A 23811-nucleotide genomic window follows, 5' to 3' on the forward strand; every position below is an offset into this window, starting at 1 on the left:
CGCTGTGCCGTCGCCAGCGCCTCGCGGCGAGCCGAGCGGTCGTCAAACTCAGCAAGGAGCACACATCCCCATGAGCAATGCCAATGCCAATGCCGACGCCGTCAGCCAACTACTGGCCGCGTACATCTCGATCTGGAATGAGCGGGACCAACAAGCCCGGCGCGCGATCCTTGCCGAGGTGTTCACTCCGGACGCCGTGTACATAGATCCCACCATCGCCGCTGAGGGCCGGACCGCCATCGACACCCACGTCGAAGGATGGCAGAACCAGGCGCCAGGCATGGTGTTCAACCTCACGGAGGTACGCAGTCACCACGACCTCGCCCACTTCCGCTGGAGCTTTGGTCCGTCGATTGGATCGCCAGTGGCCAGCGGCTGGGACGCCGTCGTCCTGACGCGCGGCCAGATCAGCAAGGTCTACGGATTCTTCGACTGACAACGCTGACTCGTCGTGGGTCGCTGATCACGCATCCGGGTCAGCTGCGAACCGGCCTGCACGCCCTGCGCTTGAACCCACCCCATGGCCGGTGCGCCCGCTCCCCCGCGATGCCTCCCAACAGTGCTCGCGCGTGCGACCCGCCAGTGGATCGACTAGGAGTGGGCCACGGCGCGGCACCCGCGACATCCGGCGCTCCGCACCGGGCCGCCCGTGCGTGGCCGGACCTGCGGCTGCCCGCGAGGTGATGGGCAACCATCGAGGCACATCAGTGGAGACCTCCGGCTTTTCCACGTGCGGATCGGGGTCCTCGGCCCCGATCCGCACAGATCCAAATCGGCCGCGCGGCCCGCCCTGGCCGGGCTTCCGAGGGTCGGCTTCACCCCGGCCACCGGCGGTGGTGGACCTACCTCCGGATCCGCCGGTCGTACAGGTCGTGCACGGCCTGCGACTGCGCACGCCGAGATCCGCCCCTCTGCGACCGACCCATCTTCGTCGCCATGAACGCCCCGGCGTCCGGACGTTCCCGCAGGTGGCCGCCGATCAACCGCTCACTGCGACCGTCGCCGTACCCATCCACCGTATCGAAGAACGTCACTCCCTCCGAGACCGGGTGTGAGTAGTTGAGGTGCAGGAAATCCCGGTGAGAACGATCATGGTCCGGGCGTTGTGAGAGCGCTGACGCGGTTCTCGTACTCGCGGCGGGCCTTGCGCCGGGCCGGGACCGCGGGAACGCCGTGGTCGCCGTCGAGCGGCTGGCAGCGGGCGAGGAGCTGGCGGTGCACGGCGGTGACGGCGCTGACGCGCAGAGTCTGCCGGGCGGTGGACTGCTGGTCGGTCGAGACCCGCTTGTAGACCAGGTTCGCCACCGAAGGGCGCCTTCCGTACGGAGGATGCACCCTATCTGTCGTCAAACGCTGTCAGTAATCGCCATCGGATCTGATTGGGTTCAAGCCGCCGCGAACCCCCGGATTGCACGGGTTCATTGGACGCCTCGGCCGCCCGTCGGCAAACGACCGTTTGCCGACAGACACCCCGTGCCGATCTAGGTGGTCGTATCCCGTCGGCAGGGGGTGCCGGTGTGCATGTTGGAAGAGGCGCCGGCGATGACGGATTCGAGTCGGTCCCGGGTGTGGGCGAGGTCCGCGATGTGCCGGTCGAGGTGGTCGCGTTCCACGGCCAGACGCTGGAGCAGCTCGGGTGTGGCCTTACCGTCGATGACGCAGGGCGTGAGCTCGGCGATGGCCTTGCTGGACAGGCCGGCGGCGTATAGCTGACGGATCACACGGATCCGGTCGACGGCGGCTTCCGCATAGTGGCGCTGGCCGCTGCTGCTGCGCTCAGAGGTGAGTAGGTCCTGCTCCTCGTAGTACCGCAGAGCCCGGGTGGTGACGCCCGTGCGGCGGGCGAGTTCCCCGATGCGCATGCTCGGCTCCACTTCTTGTGACCTGAGTCACAAGTTCTTGCCCTTCACGTCAACGTCAAGTTTTAGCGTAGTCGATGCACTCGGTGCTGGGTGATCCATCCAGTTGGGTCACGTATAGGCGTGAATCGAACGAACGGACTGGGGGTCGGGACAGGACAAGCTCGGCCACCTCAACGCCCGCCGCCATTGAAAGGCAGACACACGCATGACCACTTACCGGACGACCGGCCTCACAGGCCCCACCCCCACCCCGACCGTGTCGATCAAGCCACTCGTGCTGAGCGCACCGCAGCGCGGGGAGGACCTGCACGTACGCGTCACCGCCCCCATCACCGGCGCGGGCCTGCCCGTCGTGCTGTTCGCCCATGGGTTCGGCTCCAACTTGGACGGCTACGCACCACTGGTCGACCACTGGGCATCCGGCGGCTTTGTCGTCGTCCAGGCCACCCACCTGGACTCCAAGCGGCTCAACATCGCTGCAGGTGATCCCCGCAGGACCCAGATGTGGCGCCACCGGGTCCAGGACATGCAGCGCATCCTGGACGAACTCGCAACGCTGGAGGCCGCCGTGCCGGGACTGGCAGGCCGGGTGGACCACCGCCGCGTCGTCGCGGTCGGGCACTCCTTCGGTGGCCAGACCGCAGGTATCCTGGTGGGCCTGCGCGTCAGGGACCCGCAGTCTGGGATCGCCGAGGACCTGTCCGACTCGCGGGTCATGGCCAGCATCCAGTTGGCCACCGCCGGCAAGGGCGGCGACGAGCTGACCCCCTTCGCCCACGAAAACCTTCCCTGGCTGCGCGATCAGGACTTCTCCCACATCGCTGCCCCCGGCCTCGTCGTCGCCGGAGACAAGGACGACCTCCCGCTCTCCACCCGAGGCCCGGCCTGGACGACCGACCCCTACACTCTCAGTCGCGGCAACAAGAGCCTTCTCAGTGTCCACGGCGCCGAGCACTTCCTCGGCGGCATCTCCGGCTATCAGGCGGCGGAGACCACAGATGAGGACCCCGACCGCGTCGCTCTCGTCCAGCAGGTCACCCTCGCTTACCTGCGCCATGTCACCGGCATCGACCACAGCGACTGGAACAATGCGCAGATGGTTCTCACAGACGGGCACCCGCTGGGACACCTCGAATCCAAGTAACCTACGGTATGCCCGGGCGCGCGCCTCCCCCCGCCTCGGTCGGCCTCCTTCAGTCCTGCCCGCTCCCGTCGTCGTCCTCGTCCAGCTCCGGCCCGTCCGGGTCGCGCAGCAGACGCAGGGCGCCTGCAGCCGGGGTGGAGACGGTGAAGCTGTAGCGGCAGGTCGCGGTGCTGCGGCGCCGACCACGTCGCCATCAAGAACGCCCTCGACATCATCGCGGAAGTCCTCACCACGCACCTGCGGGAGACGCCTTCGAGACGGACTGACCCGGCTACTCCTCCTCGTCGGCGTCCTCGGACGCGTCCGGGTCGCGGAAGGGCCGCTGGCCCTGACCGGGGCCGCTGGCTTTGATGTTGAACAAGTAGCGGCCCAGGAAGTTGATGTGCCGGTCCTTGAGCGGGAGAGACGGGCGATGTCCTCGTCCTTGATGTCGTGGCCCTCGGCCCGGAGTCGGGTCACGGCGGCGTCCAGGTAGCGGGTGTTCCAGAGCACGACGGCGTTGAGGACCAGGCCGAGGGCCGCGGGCTGGTCCTCCTGGCCCTCGCGGTACGCCTGGCGGATCTGGCCCCGGCCGCCGTGGCAGATCGCACGGGCGAGCCGGTGGCGGGATTCCTGGACGGTGAGCTGCCGGTTCATCAGACGGCGGTAGGTGTCGTCCGTCGGGTCGACCAGGGCGAGCAGGTGCATGGTCTTGTCGATACGTCCGTACTCGGCGAACGCGGCACCGAGCGGGGTGGGGGGCCCTCGCGGCCGAACATCCGCAGCAGGTCGTAGACCCGGACCTGGTTGGTGATGAGTGACCCGGTCACGCGGAGCATGTCCGGCCAGTGCGTGGCGATCTTCTTCAGGTTGACCTTGTTGCAGGCCACTGCCTCCAGCGGCCCGTACCCGTCGGCCGGCTCCCCGCCGTCGTCGGGCAGGTCGGCCCGCCAGAACCGCTGATCGTTCAGGTCGCGGAAGCGCGGGGCGAAGCGGAAGCCGAGCATCTTGTACAGGCCGAACGCCATGTCGGAGTACGAAGCGTTGTCTGCAGCCGGTGCGGGTGCACTGGCGCCACCGACAGGCGGGCCGGGAGCCCGAGCGGCCACTCCCGCCGCGCCCGGCGCCCGGCACACCGAACCCGGTGACCGGCAAGCCGACACCCGGACGGAAGTACGCGGCCACCACCCGCGCGCACAGCGAGACGGTCCTGCGCGGCTTCTACGCCTTCCACCTCGACCGCGGCACGGACACCGTGCTGGTCAACCCGTTCCCGCTGGACCGCTCACGCCGGGGCAGCCGTGCCCGCCAGCACCACAACCCGATGGACGCCTTCGCGCCCACCCACACCGGCCGCTACCGTCCCAAGGTGCCCAGACGGGTCCCGAAGCGGATCCCGGACGACAAGTTCAACGAGATCTTCGCCGGCCTGCGCTCGAACCGCGACCGGGCCCTGCTCGCATCCCGGGTCTCCACCGGCGCCCGGGCAGACGAACTGCTCGACTCGGTGGAGCGCGACGTCCTGCCGGGGCAGCAGCTGATCTCGGTGACACGCAGGGGCACCGAGGACGTTCAGATGCTGCCCGCCTCCACCGACTCGTTCGTCTGGCTGCGGATCTACCAGCATGAGATCTGGGCCAAGGGGGCACCGCACGGGCGCGATGAGCCGCTGTGGTGGACGCTGCGGCGACCCTGGCGCCCGTTGAACTACCCCGCGGCCCGGCAGATGTTCAACCGGGCCAACCAGCTGCTGGGCTCCAACTGGACCCTCCACGACCTGCGGCACACCGCTGCCTTCCGCATGGCCGAGGACCCCGAGATGCCGCTGACCCACGTGCAGTGGATCCTCGCTCACGCCCGGCTGACGACCACGCAGATCTACACCACCCCCAGCGCCGACGAGGTGATCGAGAGCGCGCTCGCCCACCACGCCCGCCAGGCCCGACGCCGCGCGGATCCCCAGCCCGCTCCGTTCGCGCCCGGCTACAACCCGGACTCGTTGAGCACCCTATTCGGAGGCCCGCCCGCATGACTTGGTCCGCGGCGGCTCCGGCGCCCGCAGAATCGTCTGCGCCTTGCTCAGCTGCCCGTACCGGGCCAGTGTGGACAGCCGGTTCACCGGCACCCGCGACAGGTTCACCCGCCCCAGCGCGAACGCGGAGATCCCCTCCACCCGCTCCATGGCCCGCACCATCGCGGTCCCCGTCGACTTCGTCGGCGGCGTACGCAGCCGCTCCAGCTCCGAGACCCGTTTGCCCTACGGCACCACCAGCAGCTCAGCCAGCGCCGGCGCGAGCGCGGGATCGGCCCTATGCGCGGCGCGGGTCACCGCCTCGTACAAGCCGCGCTCGGCCACGGCGCGAGCCTCCGACACCTGCCGGGCCAGTACCGAGACACCCGGCAGCAGCACCCGGCTCTTCCGCAGCCACGTCACCGCGTGGTTGAGCAGCGCCACCGGCCCCTCGGCGTGCGTCCACGCCCGCCCGTACAGGAAGCCGCGGAACTCCCGGCCCCACCGCCGGTCAGTGAAGTCCCGGTACTTGAACCGCTCCTGGATCTCCGACGCGTGCTCGTACACCGTTGACCGGCGGCGTCCTCCTCGCGCACATCGCCCTACCCCCTCCCAACTGCCAGGCCCCAAGTCCGACAACGGACACCTGGCAGCCCGCCTTGCCCAATACGCGCTGCTCCGTACGGTGATCCTCTCGCTCTCGGAAGGGGCCCGGGGAAGGGGTTCACACCGCGATCGGTGCCGCCGTGACCCCCGTGACCAGCGAATAGAGCGTGTCGTTCGCCGTGATGAAGAGGCGGTTCCTCTTCGGGCCGCCGAAGCGGATGTTGGAAACCGTGCCGGGTATCAGGATGCGGCCGAGCAGGGTCCCGTCCGGGGCGTAACAGTGCACTCCGTCGTCCATGGCCGCGGCCCAGAGGTGGCCACGGTCGTCAAAGCGGATGTTGTCGAAGCGGCCCTCCTTGGTCCCTTCGGCGAAGACCTTGCCCTCGGAGAGGGTGCCGTCCGCGCGCACCTCGAAGACGCGGATCCGGTTGGCCCGCGTGTCGGAGACGTACAGCTCGCTCTCGTCGGCTGCGAAGACCAGGCCGTTTGGGGCGCCGAAGCCGTCGGCCACGAGCCGCACCTCGTGGGTGTCCGGGGCGATTCGGTAGACGTTGTTGGCGCCGATCTCGCCCTCGGCGCGGTGCCCCTCGTAGTCGCTGGTGATCCCGAAGTCCGGGTCCGAGAACCAGATCGAACCGTCGGACTTCACGGCCGCGTCGTTCGGGCTGTTGAGCCGCTTGCCCCGGTACCGGTCGGCGAGCACAGTGATCGAGCCGTCGTGCTCGGTGCGGGTGACCCGGCGATTGCCCTGCTCACACGTGATCAGACGACCCTCACGATCCAAGGTGTTGCCGTTGGAGTGCCCAGCGGGCGAGCGGAAGACGCTGACCGCCCCGGTCGTCTCGTCCCAGCGCAGCATCCGGTCGTTCGGGATGTCACTCCAGATCAGCTGGCGCCAGGCCGGTATGTACAGCGGCCCCTCTGCCCAGCGGGAGCCCACGTGGAGCGTCTCCAGTTGCAGATCACCCGCGGTGCACTTCTCCGTACGGAACCTGTCGTCGAGCACTTCGTACAGAGCGGGGCGGCCGGTGGCCATGTCCGTTCTCCTTCAGTCGTTCTGGATTCCAAGATGTGAACACCATCCTGCTGAAGGCGAGTATCGCAGGGCACCGTATGGTGAGCGCAAGCATTGAATGGATCTGGTTCGAGGAGAGCGCCATGGACGACGTGGACCGGAAGTTGCTGAACCTGCTGCAGGAGGACGCCACGCAGGCGTACGCCGTTCTGGGCAAGGCGGTCGGGCTCTCCGCGGGCGCGGCCCACGAACGGGTGCGCAAGCTGCGGGAGTCGGGGGTGATCCGCCGCACGACGGTCGAGGTGGATCCCGCGACAGTCGGCGGCGGGGTGCTGGCCTTCATCATGGTCGACTCGTCGACCTGGATGGGCGACTCCGCCGAGCGCTTCGCCGCGATCCCCGAGCTGCAGGAGGCCCACGTCATCGCGGGCAGCGCATCGGTCCTGGTCAAGGTCAGGGCCGGGACAACCGAGCAACTGCAGGATGTACTGCGCCGGTTGTACGGGATCGAGGGGGTCAGCGGTACCCACGCGACGGTGGTCCTGGAAACGTTCTTCGAGAGGTCGGTGTCGACGGGGGTCTGAAGCAACCTCCGTGGAAACTCACGGCTTCTCGTGCGACATCGGTGCGCCTCGGGCCTTGGCCGCCTCCGTGGTTTTTCCAGAGCTGTTGCCGCCGGCGAGGCGTCCGGTGCGCCCCGGTGGAGGGGGTTGGTCAGCCGGGGGTGCGGAAGCCGCGGAAGGTCACGGGCTTGCGGCTCTCGAACCCAAGCCGTTCGTACAGGGCGATTGCGCCGGAGTTCGCCTCGGCCACGTACAGGAACGGTTGCTCGCCCCGCGACAGAATGCGCTCGACCAGAGCGCGCACCAGGCGGCCGGCGTGGCCCTGGCCGCGTGCTTCGGGGGCCGTGCACACGGCACTGATCTCGGTCCAGCCCGGCGGGCGTAGCCGCTCGCCCGCCATCGCTACCAGGCGGCCCCGCGCGCGGATTCCGAGATAGGTGCCGAGCTCACAGGTACGGGGCCAGAACGGACCTGGTTCGGCTCGCGTGACGAGGTCGAGCATCTCCGGCACGTTGTTCGGGCCCAACTCCACGATCGAGACGTCGGCCCCTGGAAGCGGTTCACCGAGCCGGTCCTTGCCAGGCCAGAGCATGAGCCGTCCCTCGAGTTCGAAGACCGGCTCCCAGTCGGGCGGCGGGAGCGCCGGGCTGCTGAACATGTCGGCGAAACCGCCGGGGCCGAGCAGCCTCGCCAGCTCGGACCAGTCCACCGCGTCGGGCTCGGCCGGCACCGCACAGAAGGTCGCGACATCCGGCAGGTACGTGACTGCCTGCCCGAGCCGTCGGGCCAGATGTGCGTGGTGTCCGAGCAGCGACTGGGCCACGGGATTCTCAAGCACGTCGACATCGCTGTTCACCCTCCTGATCTTCGCATCCTGGTGCCCCTCGGCGGCAACGGGGTCGGCAGCACGGTTCGCCTACCGGGTGCGCCCTTGGCTTCCGACCTCCGGGCCGGCTGATCGCCCGGCGCGACGCCCCGCCCGGCGCGCGGCTGCCCGCCGGGCGACGAGCCGGCACCTCCCCGCCCGGAGCCCTCGACGTACGTCTCGACAACAGCGCGCCGCAGGAGCGACGGCGGACCAGGCCGGGCTGCCGGGGGCACGGTGCTCTTCGTTTCTCCAGGTCGCTCGCCCAGGGGGAGCTTTTCGGATCACTGCGCTGCCCCATGCAATCCCAGCAGACGACCTAGAGTGGCTGGATGCCCCTCCCCGCCGACCGGCTCGCCCTCGACCTGCTCGACGCGCATCTGGAGGCCCTGTGCGACGGGGCGGACCTGCCACTCCCGGAGGGACTCGTCGGGCCGTCCGCGCGCGAAGCGGGCAGGCTTGCCTGCTGGGCTCTTGACCGGCTCCGGAGTATCCCCCGGGAACCGAAGGACGCTTTCGTCCGCCAAGTCGGGAGCCTGCTGGAAGAGTTCCGCAGCCGTAGATGTCCTTGGAATGCGGCGGCGCTGCGGCTGTTCGACGATGCCTCCCCCTTCGTAGCCGCCGGTCCCCGCCGACATGAGGACTGGGGGCACGATGTCCTCGCCGTGCTGCACCGCTCGGTTGGCGACCCGCGCGGTTGGCTCAGGCTGGACGGGTACCGTAGGAACAGTGCCCGTGACAGCGTGCCCGCGTACCCGTTCGACCCGCCGCCCATATCTCGGTTCCCGGACCGCTTGTACCCCGTGGAGGCTGCGGCGGCGGTTGGCGCGGTCGCCGTCATGAGCGAGGAATGGCAGTCGGAGCCCGCCCCCGTTCGCTCACGTCCGGACCGGGACGCCATGGTGGCCGACGCCCGAACCTTGCTCGACCGGTACGGACCTACCGCCGGCTACTGGACCAATGCGACGGCCGCCGCCTCGGATCCGGCCCCGGACTTCCTCGCGGCTGGCCTGGCGGGCACCGGCTCGCATTCGTTCCTCACCTCCGCGTACATCAACGGCCTCGACCTACTTGAGGACCTGGGCCTGATCGCGGTGACGGACGACGAGGTGGGCGTCTTCTGGTCGTTCGGCGCCTACTGACGTACGGCCCGCCCACGACGTGGGCGGCGACCCTGTTCGTGCTGCCGAAAGCGGCGTCCGGCGATGTCACAGCGATCGGCGGGGTGCCCCGCGCGAGTGGGGATGTTCGACCACTGAGCAGCCCGCGCCGCCCGAAGCTGGGAGCCGATCGCTGTTTGCGACGTACCCGTGATCGGCGAAACCCATCCGCTCCGCTAAAATGTTCAGGCTCGCAACGATCATGTTGAAATATGACACATCGGCTGAAAAATTGACATCTAGGGTAACGCGAGGTTTTTCGCGTAAAGACGGCAGCCTTCGGTTGGCTGCCTGGCGTCAACCACGCGCCTTGCTGTGGGCCGCGGTCGGTGTGGTGGGCCTCGGGTTCCTCATTGCGCTGGAGATCGCCGCGCGTCGGTTCGGCGAGCCGGGGCCGATCACCGACCAGGCGCGAGAGGTAATATTCGCCCCCAAGTCGGGGACGGTGCTGTACGTCAGCATGGCGTTGATGATGGTGGTGCTCACCTGGCGGCAGCGGTTCATCGCGGTCGGCGCCGCGATCGGCATCGACGTCATCTTCTGGCTCGTACGGTGGACTGTCGGCGCCGAGTCGATGTTCGGCAACGGCGCGTTGTGGGTGACTTTGAGCTGTGCCGTCATCGCCGTCACGCGCCGCACCGGCGCGGAGCGCGTCCTGCTGCTGAAGGGCGTCGGACTGGCCCTGCTGCTGGTGGCCGGCCGCAAGACCGGCTACACCTGGCTGCAGATCACGTCACAGACCCGGCCCATGGTGCTCGACCAGTACGTGGCGACCGCCGATCACGCGTTGGGCAACCCGTCGTGGCTGGTGGGCCGGATCGTGGAGGCCACCGGCACGGTCGGCGCCCACGTTCTCGAATATGTCTACATTCAGCTCCCAGTGGCCGCGGTCGCCGTCGCGCTGTACCAGCTGCGCCACGTGGCGGTCGAGCGCCGCTTCCCTGGCCACCATCTGGTGCGCACTTTCCTGGTCATCGGCCTGCTCGGGCCCGCCTTCTACATGCTCTTCCCGGTGGTCGGGCCGATCTTCGCCTACGGCGCCGACGGGGGGCACTGGGCGGTGGCCAACCTGTGGCCGGACACGCCGCCGACGCTCAGCACTCCGCACCCGATGCCCTTCGACGGGGTCACCCCGCGCAATTGCATGCCCAGTCTGCACACGGCGTGGGCTACCGCGATCTTCATTCATTCCCTCAAGGGCCCACTGGCTCTGCGCTTCGCGGGCGCGTTCTGGCTGATCGCCACGCTCGGCGCGACGCTGGGCTTCGGCTACCACTACGGTGCGGACATCATCGCCGGTGTGGTGTTCACGCTCACGATCGAGGCGGCGCTGCGGTCGCTCGACCGCGGCTGGGACCGGTCGGGAATCCAGCTGGTCGGCTACGGCACAGTGGTCTTCGGGGCGCTCTTGGCGTCGTATCGCTATCTTTCGATGGAGATGGCCGAACATCCGTGGGTGTTCGGGCCGCTGCTCATTCTGGCGATGGCCTCAGTGCTCTACGGATACGTGCGCACCACCAAGGGGTGGGAACGGAAGGCCGCGTTGGCGCATCTGCCGGAACCGCGACGCGAGCGGCAGCCTGAGCCGCAGCCCGAACTGGTCTGAGTCGTTCGCAGCGGGGTGTGGGCTTGTGCGCCTCCCGAATGAGGGCCGGCAACGTGTGCGCGCCCGCGAAGGCTCCGCCTCCCGCAGTCTCGGAGTCTCTCTCCCCAACAGGGCCCATTCGGGATGTCCGGGGTCTGTCGGATGACAGGCCCCGGACCGTTCCGTCTTCCGCAGGTCAGACGCGGTCGGCTGCGATCATGAGGTACTGGAAGGAGCCGTCCTTATAAGAGTTGATGAACGCCTCTTCGATGCCGGTGACCAAGGACGACGTGGCCCGCAGCTCCCAGTAGGGCAGGGTCGCGGGCGTCAGGTCGACGATGGCCTGCGGTACCAGTCGGTTGTCCGCCATGGCTTTCAGGTACTCGCGGCGAGAGTGGATGTTGCATTCGAAGTGCGCGTTGATCTGGGAGACCCACTTCGAGGGCTGCCCGTAGCGCGGGTTCCAGCAACCGGTGATGGTCACGTAGCGGCCACCGCGCCCGAGGATGCGGGAGTGCTCGGCGAAGAGGTCGCCCAGGTCGACGTACATGCTGGACTCGTTGTTCCACGAGGCCGCCGCCCGGCCGGTCTCGAAGGGCGTATCGAGCATGTTGCACACGCGGGCGTGGACGTGTTCGTCGATGCCGAGTTCTCGAGCACGGCGGTTGGCGAAGTCGGCCTGCTTGGCCGACAGGGTGACACCCTCGGTTTTGCAGCCGAACCGCTGGTGGGCCATGACCATCGAACCGCCCCGCCCGCAGCCCGCGTCCACGAGCGTGTCGTCACGCCCGATGGAGCCGAGCTGATCCAGGAGGACTCCGGTTTGCGCCGACTCCAGGCGGTGGAGCTCGGCGACCAGCTTCTTCTCGTACGCGATGTCGTCCGCGGGCCCAAGAGCTGCGCGGTCGACGTCACCGATGCCGTAGTGGTGGTGGTAGAGCCCGTCGACATCGCCGAGACGCAGGTTTACGGGCCTGGCTTCCTGGTCCCAGTAGCGGGCGATGTCGCCTTGATACGGGGACGCCGGGGAGGGGATGGTTACGGAAGTTTCGTTGGCGAGTTCGGTACTGGTCACTGTGAAGTGTGCTCCTTACCAGAAGTCGGGCAGGCTGTATCGATAGGTATTGGTCCGGTGCCAGTAGTGGTTGCCGTCGACCCACATGGCCACTCCCCTCAGGAAGCGCTGCACGGCAGGCACAGGGCAGGCGGCCGCCAGGGCGGCTGCCTCGGTTTCGAAGTCGTGCATGAGGTCGTTGTGGACCTCGACCGCCTTCAGATAGGCGTCCCGGTCGGAGACGCCCTCCCGTTCAGCGATCACCACGGGCAGATTCAGGTGCCGCCCGGGGCTGTTGAGCTCCTTGGTGTAGGAGTACAGGTCGTTCACGAGGGTGGTGGCGTTCCCCGCGAGCGCGATGACCCGCTGCATGGCCGGCTGGGCGTGCAGGTCGGCAGGCACCTCATAACCGCCGACGGTGTCGGTGATCGTGGGGCACGGGCGGAAGTTGTTGAACTGGCGCATCGCCAGGTACTCCCACACCTCGGGCACGTAGTCCGTCTCGGCCCACGCGGCCTCGGCGAGATAGCCCAGGTGCAGACGGGCCATGTCATGCCGGTACCGATCGGACTGGGAGGCGCTGGCCTGCTGGGAGAAGTACGACATGGCGGAGCTGTAGGCGCGTCGGGGCCCGTCCGACTGGAGCGATTCCGCCCAGTGCGGCTCGTACTCCTTCGTCGTGTGGAGCGGGTCGAGAGCGGTGTGCGCCAGCAGGAGGCGGCTGCCCAGTCCGATGGGCGAGCCGCCGTGGTCCTCGCAGTAGCAGTCGTCGAGCACGTTCTCCGCGACCATCAGGCGAGTGGCGATCATCAGGTGGTCGACGGTGGGGGCGTCCGGATGGCAGGCCACCATGTAGCGGCCGACGGAGAAACCGTCGAACTGGTCATCCCACTCCGGCGGGAACGCCTGGACCTCGTCCACCGCCCATGACTTGATCCTCTGGCTCACCTCCGCCACCCGCGCCGGGTCGGGCGGCGCCACCGGGTGGTGGTAGAGGCCCGGAACCGGTGTGCCCTCCACCGGTGTCTCCGGCGGCAGCGCGGACTCCGAAGGAACCGGTGGTTCCGCGCGGCGGCCCAGGCGCAGGCTCGCCGTGCCCAGTCCGGTGGGGCCGCCCAGGATCCGTTCCAGGTCGGGGCTCGGCTGCCGCACCTCGGCGGCCTTCTCCCGCAGATGCGGAACGGCCAGGTCGCCACCCGGTCTGCTCCCGGGCACAAAGCCGACGGCGTGGGTGTCCACCCCCAAGACGGCCGAAGAGGCAGCCGGGCTGGGCGGCGGGCTCGACGGCAGAGGTGAAGGCACGGGGTCAGACATCCGTAACTCCTTAGCTCCATGGTGAAGTAGGTGGCCCGGCTGCGACGGGGCACGGGCAGCCGGTCCTGGGCACGGACACGCCCTGTCCGGGGCAGGAAGGGACGAGGCTGAACTGCCAGGGCTGTTGTACGGGGCGGCTCACCGCACCTGCGAGCGGTCCGGGCCGGGTGCCTCACACCGCGACGGCGTGCGGGCCGTCGGGGCTTCTAGCCGTGGCTGCGGGCGATCGGCACGTTCTCCAGCATGCCCAGTGCGTTGGGCACGAGGACGGCGGCGGAGAAGTAGGTGGTGACCAGGTAGGAGATGATCGCCTGCTCGCCGATGCCCATGAAACGCACCGACAGGCCCGGCTCGTACTCCTCCGGCAGGCCGGTTTGACGCAGGCCAATGACGCCCTGGTTGTCCTCGCCGGTTCGCATGGCGAGGATCGAGCTGGTGTGCTCCTTGCTGATCGGGATCTTGTCGCAGGGCAGGATCGGGACGCCACGCCAGGCCGCGACCTGCTGGCCGTCGAGGTCGACGGGGTCCGGGTAAAGCCCGTAGGCGTTGAGCCCGCGTCCGATGGCCGCGATCATCGTGGGGTGGGCGAGGAAGAACTTGGTGCCGCGACGGCGGCACAGCAGTTCGTCCAGGTCTTCCGGTGTGGGCGCGCCGGAGTGGGTCTGGACCCGCTGCTTGTAGTCGACGTTGTGGAGTAGCCCGAACTCGCGGTTGTTGATGAGCTCGTGCTCCTGGCGCTCCCGCAACGCCTCAATGGTGAGCCTGAGTTGCTCATCGGTCTGATTCATGGGCCCGTTGTAGAGGTCAGTGACCCTCGTGTGGACCCGCAGAACCGTCTGAGCGACGGAGAGTTCGTATTCACGCGGGCGGAGTTCGTAGTCGACGAAGGCACCCGGCAGCTCGGCTTCGCCGGTGTGGCCGGCCGACATCGCGATCTCGGCCTCGCCGTGGCGGTTCTGCCGGCGGCGGGAAAGCGAACTGAACTCCTCAAGGTGGGCCTGGAGCCCGGGTGCGGCGGACAGCACGGCGGAGAAGTCGGCGCGCGACAGCGTGAGCAGGGTGCCGGCGGTCTCGGCGGTCGCAGTGCAGTCCCATCTCGCGTCGGGGTCCAGGAGGGCGTTCTCACCGAACTGGCCTCCGTCGGCGAGTACGGCGACGGCGGCCTCGTCGCCGTACTTGCCGACGGACACCTGGCTGATGCGACCGTGGGCGATCAGGTTGATCTGCTCGGCGCGGCTGCCACGCTCGGCCAGCACCTCACCGGCGCGGAAGTCGCGCTGGACGCAGCGGTCGGCGAGCGCCGTCAGTACCTCGACGTCTTCGAAGCCGCGCAGCAGAGCCAGTTCGCCGAGCTCGCGAGGAACCACCCGGACAGCGGCACCGTCCTGGACGAACTCGATGCATCCATCGCCGACGGTGTAGCCCAGTCGACGGTTCACCCGGTAGGTCCCGCCCTGAGCCTCCACCCAGGGCAGCATCCGCAGCAGCCACCGAGAGGTGATCTCCTGCATCTGTGGGGCGGACTTGGTCGTGGTGGCGAGCTTGCGGGCAGCCGCGGTGCCCAGACTGGACTGCGGAGGCAACTCCAGTTGTGCTTCCGCGCTGTTGTCGACGGTCATCGGGAGAGCTCTCCTTGTGACGGCAGTGATCAGATGTGGCAACAGCGATCGGCGTACGCGTGCCAACCGATGAGAGCGAGGTGGGGACAAGAGGGCTAAAAGGAAAGGGTCGAGAGGTAGGGCGCGGATATCTACAGGGAATCCGTCGAGATCCAGAAGAACGCTAACGGCCGACGCACCCGACTCGCCCGTGAGAGCCGCGTAGTTACCTCGATGCAGCGATCTTGGTCCGCATCAGGTTTATCCGAAGAACAGACGGTGTTCTGGCTGTGTGAACGAGAGTCCGCGTAGCCGTAAGCCGCAGCAATCCCCCCACGAGTGGGGAAGCGGCTCGGGCCGACCGAGGGCATGGCCGACTTCGCGTCCGGGCACGGGCTGCATCGCCGACGTCCATGTCTGCGAACCGGGCGATGCGTACCCGATGCAACCCGTGTGATGCCCGGTGCTCGTGGTACGCATCCGTTGCTGTCCGTGTGAGGAGGGGGCCGTCTGAACTTCTGGACATCCACGCCGAGTGATGCATGAACGCCCTGTGGGAACCTGCCCGAAACTGATTGGCCGGCCCTCTGCCGAGCTGCGATGATGCCTCTCTTTCCCCAGGCGGAGGACATTTGTTCGTTTTCATGTGTGCGGGGTGAGGTGCAGAGTTGACCGCCCCGCTGTCCCAAGTCGTCCTGCCGGCCCAGGCCCATCAGAAGTACGGGGAACGGACTTCAGCTCCCGGTACTCATGGAACCGGGCACGTTCGCAGTGGACCCGGAGCCCGGGGGACCGCCGTGGCGGACGTGGGCGGAGATCCATCCGGACGAGGCAGCCGTCCGCGGTGTCTACGCGCCGGTCTACGCCCTGTCCGACGGCGCGCCCGGCGCGATCGTCATCGCACCCGGCGACCCCCGCGGCACGTTGCCGATCCCGGAGAAGGGCGGCGGTTACTGCTGCGGCCTCGACGGGGCCGACGGCCCCAACATGGCCTGCGCGGCATGCGGCCTGCCCGTGGCGAGCCGGATCGACGACTGCCCACTCTGGCAGGCGGTGTGGTTCGCCCCTGACGCGGTGCGCCGCGTCCCCGTCGACGGCGCCGACACCGCACCGCTCTCGTGGACGGAGCTGATGGCCGAAGGAAAGGGCACGCCCCCGTTCGAGCCGATAACCGCGTGGGGATCGCCGCGGGGGTCGAACCGCTGGTGGTCCTGGAGCCCGCGGTGGGAGGCCGCGGCCGGCCGGGCCCTCGCCCACCTGCTGGCCGCCTCGGAGGGTGGGTCGGTGACGGTCCCGGACGGCTTGAGCGCGGAAGTGCTCCAACGCGCCCTCGACGCGCTGCCGCCCGCGGGCCCACCGGCGCGGCGCGCTGTCATGGGCGGGCCGGGGCGGCCCGTCCCCGAGGCGAGCGCCGACATCCTCCTCGTGCCGGTCCATCCGCAGACGGGGGAGGTCTGGGCCCCGGCCGGGCCAACCGCTTCGGCGCACCTGGTGCCACTGCCGTTCGGGGTGTGGCTGTGGCTGGCCTCCCCCGAGCCGTACCTGCCCGTCCCCGCGTCGGGCAGCATGCCCGACGGCGTCTTACGCGACGACCCGCCCTCGCCGCGCCCCCGTTACCTGTTCCGGGCCGACAAGGGAGCACTCCAGCACACTCTGGCCCGGCTGCCGGCCGTCCGAAGCCCCTGGTTGCGCGAGATCTTCGAAAACCTCACGCACCACATCCGGGGCGGCCTCTTCCAGCCCACGACCACCGGCGCCCACCCGGGCAGCCGTTGGCCTCGCTCAAGTGCCTGTGAGTGTGAATGCGCGGCCCGTCTGATCGAGTTGAGCTTGCTCTTCATCTTGGGCCGTCACGTAGAGCGACGAATGGCGCGCGCGTTCCACGGCCTTGCCGGTGTCGTGGCCGGCGCCGATCTCGGAGGAACACAGCCACAGCGGGGCCATCCGGCCGTTCCTCCTGGTCAGCGGCGCTTCTTGGTCTTTCTGCCGACGGAGTTCAACAACCATGGTCTGGACAGCACATTGCCCAAAGAGGCGCTGCCCCATTGGATTGCCAAAGTCATGGCAGCAGGGTTGCTTTCCGGTGCCGAGAAGGGGCGGTATGGGGCGCGTTGCACATGGGCCTGGCTGAACACCGGCCGGCCGGACTGTCGGCGGGAGGACGGCTCCTCCTGGGGGTCGCCGTCGTGCTCGACCGGCCCTCAACTGGTACAGAAGGAAGCCAATGACATCCATGCTCGACGGATGCACGCCCTGGCCCGAGGAGTTCGTCGACCGCTATTGGGCGGCCGGGCACTGGCGTGGCGTTACGCTGGACAACTTGCTGCGCGGCTGGGCCCTGCAGTACGGGCCACGGACCGCGCTGGTGCACGGGGACACTCGTATCACGTACGCGGCGCTGAACCGGCGGGTGGACCGCATGGCGGCCGGCTTCCGGCTGCGCGGCCTCCGCCCCGGGCAACGAGTCGTCGTGCAGCTGCCGAACGTTCCCGAGTTCGTCATCACCGTATTCGCGCTGATGCGCGCCGGCGCGATCCCCGTATTCTGCCCGGTCTCGCACCGCGCGTCCGAAGTGTCCCATCTCGTGCGAGTCGCCCGGGCCGTCGGTTACGCTGGCCCCTCGACCTACCAGGGCTTCGACCACACGGCGATGGCCGCGGACATCGCGGCCCGACAGCCCTTCCTGCGGCAGGTGTTCACCCTGGAGGCGCCGGGCGGCTCGTCCCCGTGCGGCGGCCTGACGACAGACCCATCGGGCTGCCACTACAGCCCGCTGGGCTCCGTCGACGCCCCGCCCCAGCCGGCGCTTGCGCAGAACGCCGACCAAGTGGCTTTCTTCCTGCTCTCCGCCCGTACCACCGCGGCGCCGCAGCTCGTCCCGCGCACTCACAACGACTACGCCTACCAGGCGCGGGCCGCCGCCGAGCTCGTGTCGCTCACCGAGAACGACGTGTATCTCGCCGCGCTGCCCGCCGAGTTCAACTTCACCTTCGGCTGCCCCGGCATCGTCGGCACCCTCTCCGTCGGCGGCACCGTCGTCCTGGTCGAGACCTCGGGACCCGCCGAATGCATTCCGGTCATCGGGCGGGAGCGGGTCACCATCACGTCGGTGCTGCCGGGCATCGCGCAGCGCTGGCTCGACGCACTTCCCACCGTCCAGACCGATTTGAGCAGTCTGCGGCTCGTGCAGATCGGCGACACGCCCCTGCACCGGGCGAGCGCCGCACGTATTGGCCCCGAATTGGGCTGTCACCTGCAGCAGGTCTTCGGCATGGCCGAGGGGCTGCTCACCTTCAGCCGGCCCACCGGTTCGGATGAGACCGTGCTCGCCGGGCAGGGCCGCCCGCTCTCGCCCGACGATGAGATCCGCATGGTCGACGTCGACGGCAAGGACGTGCACGGCGGCGAGGCCGGCGAGCTCATCGCCCGCGGTCCGTACACCCCGCGGGGATATTACCGGGCGCCCGACCACAACGCATGTTCCTTCACCACCGACGGCTACTTCCGCACCGGCGACCTCGCGCGACGCGCCCCGGACGGCGACCTGGTGATGACGGGCCGCCTCAAGGACGCCCCGCGGCGGGCCGACACCGAAGATCCATCGGGGCTGTGACGGGCAGGGTCGAGCGCCGGTCTTCACGGCCACCGCACGAAACGTCGGCGACAGCGCCCAGTTCGAGGTCGTGGCCCGCATCGACGTCAGCCGGTGGCGGCTACGAAATCATGACGATTCGCGGCCGTCCGCCGGAGCTGCCAGGGGCGTGGGCCGAGAACCCGCCGACCAAGTGCGGTACAGAAGCGTCGTGCTGGGCGGTTGACGTCGGTTGTCTGCAGACGGGCTCATGAACCGGCCTGCGCGAGCGGCCCGTTGAGCGGTCACCCGCGCGGGCCGTCCCGGCGCCACGTCCCGCTTCCGGGTGGGCCCACACGCGGCTGGAACGGTCTGGCTGGAAACGGGACCACAACGACCCGAGGCGCCGTCGCCAGTTTCATGTTCATTCCCGAGACGGTGGATCATCGAGCGCAGAACCCGGCGGCGTTCTCGCACCACCCGTGACCAACGGAACCCACCCGCACCGCTCCGCTAGCATGTTCGACCTCACGACGTATGCCCTGACCGCCCGCCTTTCACCGGCAACCCATGCCATTCAGCATGAAAACTAACTTATATTAGCGAATATCTAAGAAATCGGCCAAACAATTGATACCTATAGCATCGCGGTTGATTTCGCGCATAAACCAGAGATTTTCGTTCGCAGCGTGGCGTCAACCGCGGGCGATCCTGTGGGGCATGGCTGGTGTGGCGGCCCTTGGCTTCCTCATCACGCTGGAGATTGCCGCGCGTCGTTACGGCCTGCCGGGGCCGATCACCAATCAGGCGCAAGAGCTGATAGCCGCCCCCACATCGGGGCCCCTGTTGTACGCCTGCATGGCCTTGATGACGGTGGTTCTGACCTGGCGGCAACGGTTCATCGCGGCTGGTGCCGCGATCGGCATCGACGTCGCCTTCTGGCTGGTGCGGTCGGCGGTCGACGCCAACGTGACCGAAGGCCACCCTTACGGCAGCGGCGCGTTGTGGGTGATTCTGGGCTACGGGGTCATAGCAGTCACGCGCCGTACCGGCCGGGAACGTGTCCTGCTCCTGAAGGGCGTCGGCCTGGGCCTGCTGCTGGTGGCCGGCCGTAAGACTGGCGACACCTGGCTACTCATCACCTCGAAGACCCGCCCGATGGTGCTCGACCAGTACGTGGCGACCGCCGATCACGCGCTCGGCAATCCGTCGTGGCTGGCAGGCCGGATCGTCGCGGCCACCGGCACGATCGGCGACCACGTTCTCGGCTTCATCTACGCCCAGCTCGCGGTGGCCGCGGTCGTTGTCGCGCTGTACCAGCTGCGTAACGTGGCGGTCGAGCGGCGCTTCCCGGGCCATCATCTGGTGCGCACCTTTCTGGTCATCGGTCTCCTCGGGCCGGCCATCTACATGATCTACCCGGTCGTCGGGCCGGTCTTCGCCTACGGCAACGGTGCCTTCGGCACCGGCGGCGAGTACTGGGCAGCGGCCGATTTGTGGCCGGACGTGCCGCTGCCGATCAACACTCCGCACGTGATGCCGTACGACGAGATCACCCCGCGCAACTGCATGCCCAGCCTGCACACAGCGTGGGCCACCGCGATCTTCATTCATTCCCGCAACGGCCCGCGGCTTCTGCGCTTCGCGGGCACCCTCTGGCTGATCGCCACGCTCGGCGCGACGCTGGGTTTCGGCTACCACTACGGCGTGGATCTCGTTGCCGGTGTGGTGTTCGCGCTGACGATCGAGGCGGGCCTGCGTTTGCTCGACCGTGGCTGGGACTGGCCAGGAATCCGGCTGGTCACCTACGGCGCAACGGTCTTCGCTGGGCTCCTGGTGTCATATCGCTATCTGCCGATGGAGATGGCCCAATATCCGTGGGTGTCCGGACCTCTTCTCCTTCTGGCGATGGCCTCAGTGATCTACGGCTACGCGCGGACTGCCGAGCTGTCGGATCCGAAAGCCGTGCCAGTGCAGCGACCACAACCACAACTCGAACTGGTTTGAGCCATGTTGCACGAGGTGGCGGCCGCCATCGGACTGCGGACACTGGAGATCGCTTACCCGCAGCTACGCGGCCGGGTCGCCCTGACCTGGCGGACGGACGGACCCTCTACGCCTGCGGCCACCGTCTTCCTGGACCTGCCGCGTACACGTCTCACCGCGTCAGGCACCGGGTCAAGGACGGGGCTCAGATCTGACGGTCGTCCCGGTGACGGCCGAGGGCTCGGCCGAAACGCGCTGAGATCTTGGGCATCAGGCTCTCACCGTCAGCGGGCCGGTCGAGGCCGAAGACGTAGCCGGGGAAGTCCAATTCCTTTTGCACTGCCCAGATCGCCTCGTGTTCCTGTGCCGGAAGGATGCGTGCCGGGTTGCCCACGGCTACCCAGCCGATCGGCACCAAGGAGTCGGCGGGCAGCACGGTACGCAGGTGCACGATCGCGTTGATCCGCACCTCCGAGCGCGTGCCGATGTGCGCGCCGTTGAATACCCGGCTGCCGGTGGCCAGGAACACCTCGTCCTCCACTGAGCACCCGGTCAGGTAGGAGGTGGGGCCGACCAGGACTTGCCGCCCCAAGGTCAGGGGATCGCGGCGTGTGGCGCGCAGGACGGCGTTTTCCATCACGCTGCAGCCCTCGCCCAGTTCTACTGGGCCGCCTTCGGCAGTGAGGACGGCGCCGAACAGCACCCGACACCCTGCTCCTACCCGTACGTCCCCACTCAGTGTCGCGGTCGGTGCGACGTAGGCCGTGGGGTGCACGGTCGGGGAGCAGCCTTCGTGTTCAATCAACATACCTGCGATCATGCCGCAGTTACCGAAACGACTTGACCTGTGGTGCCGATCTGGCAGCCCTGGGCCGGCCGGTGGAAGCCGAGGACGGTGTCCCACGCACCGCACCGTCAGCCCTGGTCGGGGGGCCCTGCTGTTCGCCCATCAAAACCGAACCACGACAGCGCCGGCCACCTGCCGTGCGAGGACCGGGAGCGCACCTCCCGGCCCTCGCCCCTCAGATGTGGCGCGTCATGTCCCGCGTGTCACCCGACGTTTCACGGCATGGCCCATTTCTGGTTGGCACCGTTGTGGCAGGCCCACAGATGAACGGGGGCGCCGTCGTTCCAGACGCTCCCGGACGCTTCGAGGCACTTGCCGGACTGCGGGTTGCGTACGGTGCCGTCGGGCTGCGGCTGCCAGGTCTGGGCCGCGGTGCCGTTACAGCCGTACAGCTGGATCTTCGTGCCGTCGGCAGTGCCGGCGTTGTCGATGTCCAGGCACTTGTTCAGGGCGCGCACGGTTCCGTCGCCGGGCAGCGTCCAGGTCTGGGCGCCGGTGCTGTTGCAGGTCCACACCTGGATCTTCGTACCGTTGGCGGTGCCGCTGTTGTCCACGTCCAGGCACTTGCCGTTGACCCCCTTCACCTCACCGGTGCGGGACGTCGTTCCGGGCAGCTGGTTCATCGTGTACCAGGCCTCGGTGCTCCACAGCTGCTTACCGTCGGTCGCGCTGAACGGGCGGGCCGAGCGTATGTGGATCACCCGGTCGGCCTTGAGCCCGGGGATGGCCAGCGTGACCGTCTTGCGGTCGGCGGAGAGGGTGGCCGACTGGGCCGTGAGCGTCTCCTCATCGACCTTGGGGCCGCCGTACGCGGCGGTCGGCGCGTAGCGCCACTGCTTGATCTTGTAGCGTGCGGCCAGGTTGGCCGCGGTGTCCGTCGACACCGGCTGGGTGTACTCCAGCGCGAATCCGCCCGGCACGGCGCGCATGGTGCGGATGTCGAAGGCGTTGGTGCCGTTCGGCGTCAGCTTCTGCAACCCGTGCTTGAGTTTCCCTTCCTGGCCCCAGTTGCCGCCCGCGCCCAGTCCGCCGGCGTAGAGGGCACCGTCGGGGCCGACGCTGATCCGGGTGATTCCGGCCTCCAGCCCTTGGGTGAGGCGGAAGACCGCTCCTTGGTACTCACCGCCGACCTTCTCCAGGAACCCGCGCTGGATGCCGCCATAGGTCACGTCGCCGAACAGCATCTGGCCGGCGAAGGGGCCGTCCTTCAGCTGGAGAGGGGTGCTCGGCGAGTTGGCTATCTCGTTCTGCGGCAGCCACAGCACCGGTTTGGTCACCGGCTTGGAGTCGAACGGCCCGTCCGGGTTGGTGTAGTGGTTGAAAAATCGATCCTGCTTGATGTGCACCAACTTCGAGGAGGGCAGCCAGCCACCCTGATTGTCGGTGACGAACATGTCGCCGTCCGGACCCCACCCGATTCCGTTGGGGGTGCGCAGCCCACCGGCCACGTAACTGACCGCGCCGGTCTCCTTGTTCACCTTGATGGTGCTGCCACGGTTCGCGGCGGGCTGCGGGTCCGTCGTCGCGCCGCCGTAGTTGATCGAGACCGACAGATTCAAGTAGAAGAACCCGTCCTTGTACAGCAGGCCGAAGGCGAACTCATGGAAGTTGTTACCGAAGGGCCACGTCGCGATCCGCTTGTACTGGTCGGTGACCCCGTCGCCGTTGGTGTCGTTGAGTTCGGTCAACTCGTGCTTCTGCGACACGTAGAGCTTGCCGTCCACGTACTTGACACCCATCGGCTCCTTCAGGCCGCTCGCGATCTTCTTATACGTCACCTTGTCGGGCCCGGTGGCCCCCGTGACGTTGCTCAGCAGGTACACCTCGCCCGTGCTGTTGTCGGTCCCGCCCCAGGTGGTCACGGCGAGGCGGCCGTCGGGCAGCCAGTCCATGGCGGAGACCTGCGGCTCGAAGCCGCTGGGCCTGAGGTCGGTCAGGGTGTAGTTCGGGTGGACTCCGGTCAGCGGCAGCCCGTCGCCCGGCGAGTCGGCGATGCCTTCGCACTCCTTGCGGCCGGGTGAGGTGACCCGCACGACATCGGCGTCCGTACTCAGGGCGGTGTTGGGCACGACGGTGAAGCCGGAGGTGCCAGGCGGTTGCCAGGCCAAGGTGACCTGCTGTCCGCCGGCACGCTCGAAGTGCTCGATGCGCAGTCCATGGTGACCAGCCGTCAGGTCGATCGTGCCGTCCTTGGGCTCGGGCCCGTGGAGGCCGTCGTGGCTGATGACGAGTTTGTCGTCGATCCACAGCCGGGAGCCGTCGTCGCTGGTGAGCCGGAAGGTGTAGCTCCCGGCGGCGGAGGCGTTGAGGTTGCCGATGGCCTGCGAGACGAAGTTGGAGGCCAGCCCGAAGTCGCCGTCCGTGGACCAGTCGATCACCGGCATCAACTTGTCGACGTTCGGCGTCTGTCCGGGCTTCAGGTCGCAGATCGTGTCGAGCGGCATCTGCACGTCGAAGACGCGCAGGGTGACGCCGGGCTCCTGCGGGGGAAGGGGAGCGGCTTCCGGGGCGCCGGAAGCTACGGGGGACGCCAGCCCCAGAGCCAGTAGCGAAGCGGCGAGCGTACCGGCCAGGCGTCTGCCGAGCGGGTGGGAGAACAGCCGTGGATACACGTAACCTCCTGTCGGCTCCCCGTGGTTGGGGAGCACAAG

Annotated in this window: 18 protein-coding genes and 3 pseudogenes; 9 read left to right on the forward strand and 12 right to left on the reverse strand. The window is 68.3% G+C overall.

Annotated features, from left to right (window positions below; all coding sequences use genetic code 11):
* Window positions 1-70 precede the first annotated feature (70 nt).
* On the forward strand, window positions 71-436 hold the full coding sequence (locus tag ACLLJJ_RS01020) for a YybH family protein (RefSeq protein WP_434587354.1): 366 nt from the start codon (window positions 71-73) through the stop codon (window positions 434-436).
* Window positions 437-1089: 653 nt separating this feature from the next.
* On the opposite strand, the gene ACLLJJ_RS01025 is transcribed toward ACLLJJ_RS01020, so the two are convergent.
* Both ACLLJJ_RS01025 and ACLLJJ_RS01030 read right to left on the reverse strand, forming a co-directional pair.
* The gene (locus ACLLJJ_RS01025) at window positions 1090-1305 is read right to left on the reverse strand and encodes a hypothetical protein (RefSeq protein WP_434587355.1); all 216 of its coding nucleotides are present in this window, start codon (window positions 1303-1305) and stop codon (window positions 1090-1092) included.
* A gap of 176 nt (window positions 1306-1481) precedes the next feature.
* A complete protein-coding gene (locus ACLLJJ_RS01030; protein ID WP_434587356.1) occupies window positions 1482-1862 on the reverse strand; it encodes a MerR family transcriptional regulator in 381 nt (126 codons plus the stop codon).
* 205 nt (window positions 1863-2067) lie between these two features.
* Between ACLLJJ_RS01030 and ACLLJJ_RS01035 the strand changes: the two genes are divergently transcribed.
* Complete coding sequence (locus ACLLJJ_RS01035) at window positions 2068-3006, forward strand: alpha/beta hydrolase family protein (RefSeq protein ID WP_434587357.1); 939 nt, start codon at window positions 2068-2070, stop codon at window positions 3004-3006.
* Between the two features lie 271 nt (window positions 3007-3277).
* Here ACLLJJ_RS01035 and ACLLJJ_RS01040 read toward each other — a convergent pair.
* A pseudogene (locus ACLLJJ_RS01040) lies at window positions 3278-4064 on the reverse strand (Tn3 family transposase); the annotation flags it as partial.
* A 65-nt stretch (window positions 4065-4129) separates the two neighbouring features.
* On the opposite strand from ACLLJJ_RS01040, the gene ACLLJJ_RS01045 reads away from it, so the two are divergent.
* Window positions 4130-5017, forward strand: a complete 888-nt coding sequence (locus ACLLJJ_RS01045) for a tyrosine-type recombinase/integrase (protein WP_434587358.1) — start codon at window positions 4130-4132, stop codon at window positions 5015-5017.
* Window positions 5018-5020: 3 nt separating this feature from the next.
* Here the strand turns inward: ACLLJJ_RS01045 and ACLLJJ_RS01050 are convergent.
* Together ACLLJJ_RS01050 and ACLLJJ_RS01055 are read right to left on the reverse strand one after the other, a co-directional pair.
* A pseudogene (locus tag ACLLJJ_RS01050) lies at window positions 5021-5575 on the reverse strand (DUF4158 domain-containing protein); the annotation flags it as partial.
* A gap of 145 nt (window positions 5576-5720) precedes the next feature.
* Window positions 5721-6638: an SMP-30/gluconolactonase/LRE family protein gene (locus ACLLJJ_RS01055; protein WP_434587359.1), complete on the reverse strand. Its 918-nt coding sequence runs from the start codon at window positions 6636-6638 to the stop codon at window positions 5721-5723.
* A 122-nt stretch (window positions 6639-6760) separates the two neighbouring features.
* Between ACLLJJ_RS01055 and ACLLJJ_RS01060 the strand changes: the two genes are divergently transcribed.
* Window positions 6761-7201 carry an Lrp/AsnC family transcriptional regulator gene (locus tag ACLLJJ_RS01060; protein ID WP_434600260.1) on the forward strand — a complete coding sequence of 147 codons (441 nt, stop codon included), beginning with the start codon at window positions 6761-6763 and terminating at the stop codon, window positions 7199-7201.
* 130 nt (window positions 7202-7331) lie between these two features.
* Here the strand turns inward: ACLLJJ_RS01060 and ACLLJJ_RS01065 are convergent, their stop codons facing one another.
* Window positions 7332-8036, reverse strand: coding sequence for a GNAT family N-acetyltransferase (locus ACLLJJ_RS01065; RefSeq protein ID WP_434587360.1), 705 nt, complete (start codon window positions 8034-8036; stop codon window positions 7332-7334).
* A gap of 341 nt (window positions 8037-8377) precedes the next feature.
* Here ACLLJJ_RS01065 and ACLLJJ_RS01070 point away from each other — a divergent pair, with 341 nt between their 5' ends.
* Window positions 8378-9187 (forward strand): hypothetical protein, encoded by an 810-nt coding sequence (locus tag ACLLJJ_RS01070; protein ID WP_434587361.1) that lies wholly within the window; start codon window positions 8378-8380, stop codon window positions 9185-9187.
* Window positions 9188-9515: 328 nt separating this feature from the next.
* Window positions 9516-10811 (forward strand): phosphatase PAP2 family protein, encoded by a 1296-nt coding sequence (locus ACLLJJ_RS01075; RefSeq protein WP_434600261.1) that lies wholly within the window; start codon window positions 9516-9518, stop codon window positions 10809-10811.
* A gap of 175 nt (window positions 10812-10986) precedes the next feature.
* Here the strand turns inward: ACLLJJ_RS01075 and ACLLJJ_RS01080 are convergent, their stop codons facing one another.
* From ACLLJJ_RS01080 to ACLLJJ_RS01090, 3 genes are all read right to left on the reverse strand, one after another.
* Window positions 10987-11865, reverse strand: coding sequence for a geranyl diphosphate 2-C-methyltransferase (locus ACLLJJ_RS01080; RefSeq protein ID WP_434587362.1), 879 nt, complete (start codon window positions 11863-11865; stop codon window positions 10987-10989).
* Window positions 11866-11880: 15 nt separating this feature from the next.
* Window positions 11881-13158, reverse strand: a complete 1278-nt coding sequence (locus ACLLJJ_RS01085) for a family 2 encapsulin nanocompartment cargo protein terpene cyclase (protein WP_434587363.1) — start codon at window positions 13156-13158, stop codon at window positions 11881-11883.
* A gap of 206 nt (window positions 13159-13364) precedes the next feature.
* Window positions 13365-14777 (reverse strand): family 2B encapsulin nanocompartment shell protein, encoded by a 1413-nt coding sequence (locus ACLLJJ_RS01090; protein ID WP_434587364.1) that lies wholly within the window; start codon window positions 14775-14777, stop codon window positions 13365-13367.
* A 647-nt stretch (window positions 14778-15424) separates the two neighbouring features.
* Here ACLLJJ_RS01090 and ACLLJJ_RS01095 point away from each other — a divergent pair.
* A pseudogene (locus ACLLJJ_RS01095) lies at window positions 15425-16493 on the forward strand (hypothetical protein); the annotation flags it as partial.
* Window positions 16494-16538: 45 nt separating this feature from the next.
* Here the strand turns inward: ACLLJJ_RS01095 and ACLLJJ_RS01100 are convergent.
* A complete protein-coding gene (locus tag ACLLJJ_RS01100) occupies window positions 16539-16763 on the reverse strand; it encodes a hypothetical protein (protein ID WP_434587365.1) in 225 nt (74 codons plus the stop codon).
* 217 nt (window positions 16764-16980) lie between these two features.
* On the opposite strand from ACLLJJ_RS01100, the gene ACLLJJ_RS01105 reads away from it, so the two are divergent.
* Window positions 16981-18369, forward strand: a complete 1389-nt coding sequence (locus ACLLJJ_RS01105; RefSeq protein ID WP_434587366.1) for a (2,3-dihydroxybenzoyl)adenylate synthase — start codon at window positions 16981-16983, stop codon at window positions 18367-18369.
* A gap of 678 nt (window positions 18370-19047) precedes the next feature.
* Entirely contained in the window at window positions 19048-20334 is a 1287-nt protein-coding gene (locus ACLLJJ_RS01110) for a phosphatase PAP2 family protein (RefSeq protein ID WP_434587367.1), read from the forward strand.
* Between the two features lie 184 nt (window positions 20335-20518).
* On the opposite strand, the gene ACLLJJ_RS01115 is transcribed toward ACLLJJ_RS01110, so the two are convergent.
* Window positions 20519-21016 (reverse strand): gamma carbonic anhydrase family protein, encoded by a 498-nt coding sequence (locus ACLLJJ_RS01115; RefSeq protein ID WP_434587368.1) that lies wholly within the window; start codon window positions 21014-21016, stop codon window positions 20519-20521.
* 359 nt (window positions 21017-21375) lie between these two features.
* Complete coding sequence (locus ACLLJJ_RS01120; RefSeq protein ID WP_434587369.1) at window positions 21376-23772, reverse strand: ricin-type beta-trefoil lectin domain protein; 2397 nt, start codon at window positions 23770-23772, stop codon at window positions 21376-21378.
* Window positions 23773-23811 lie beyond the last annotated feature (39 nt).

The sequence above is a fragment of the Streptomyces sp. A5-4 genome, from assembly GCF_051131715.1.
GTDB lineage: Bacteria > Actinomycetota > Actinomycetes > Streptomycetales > Streptomycetaceae > Streptomyces.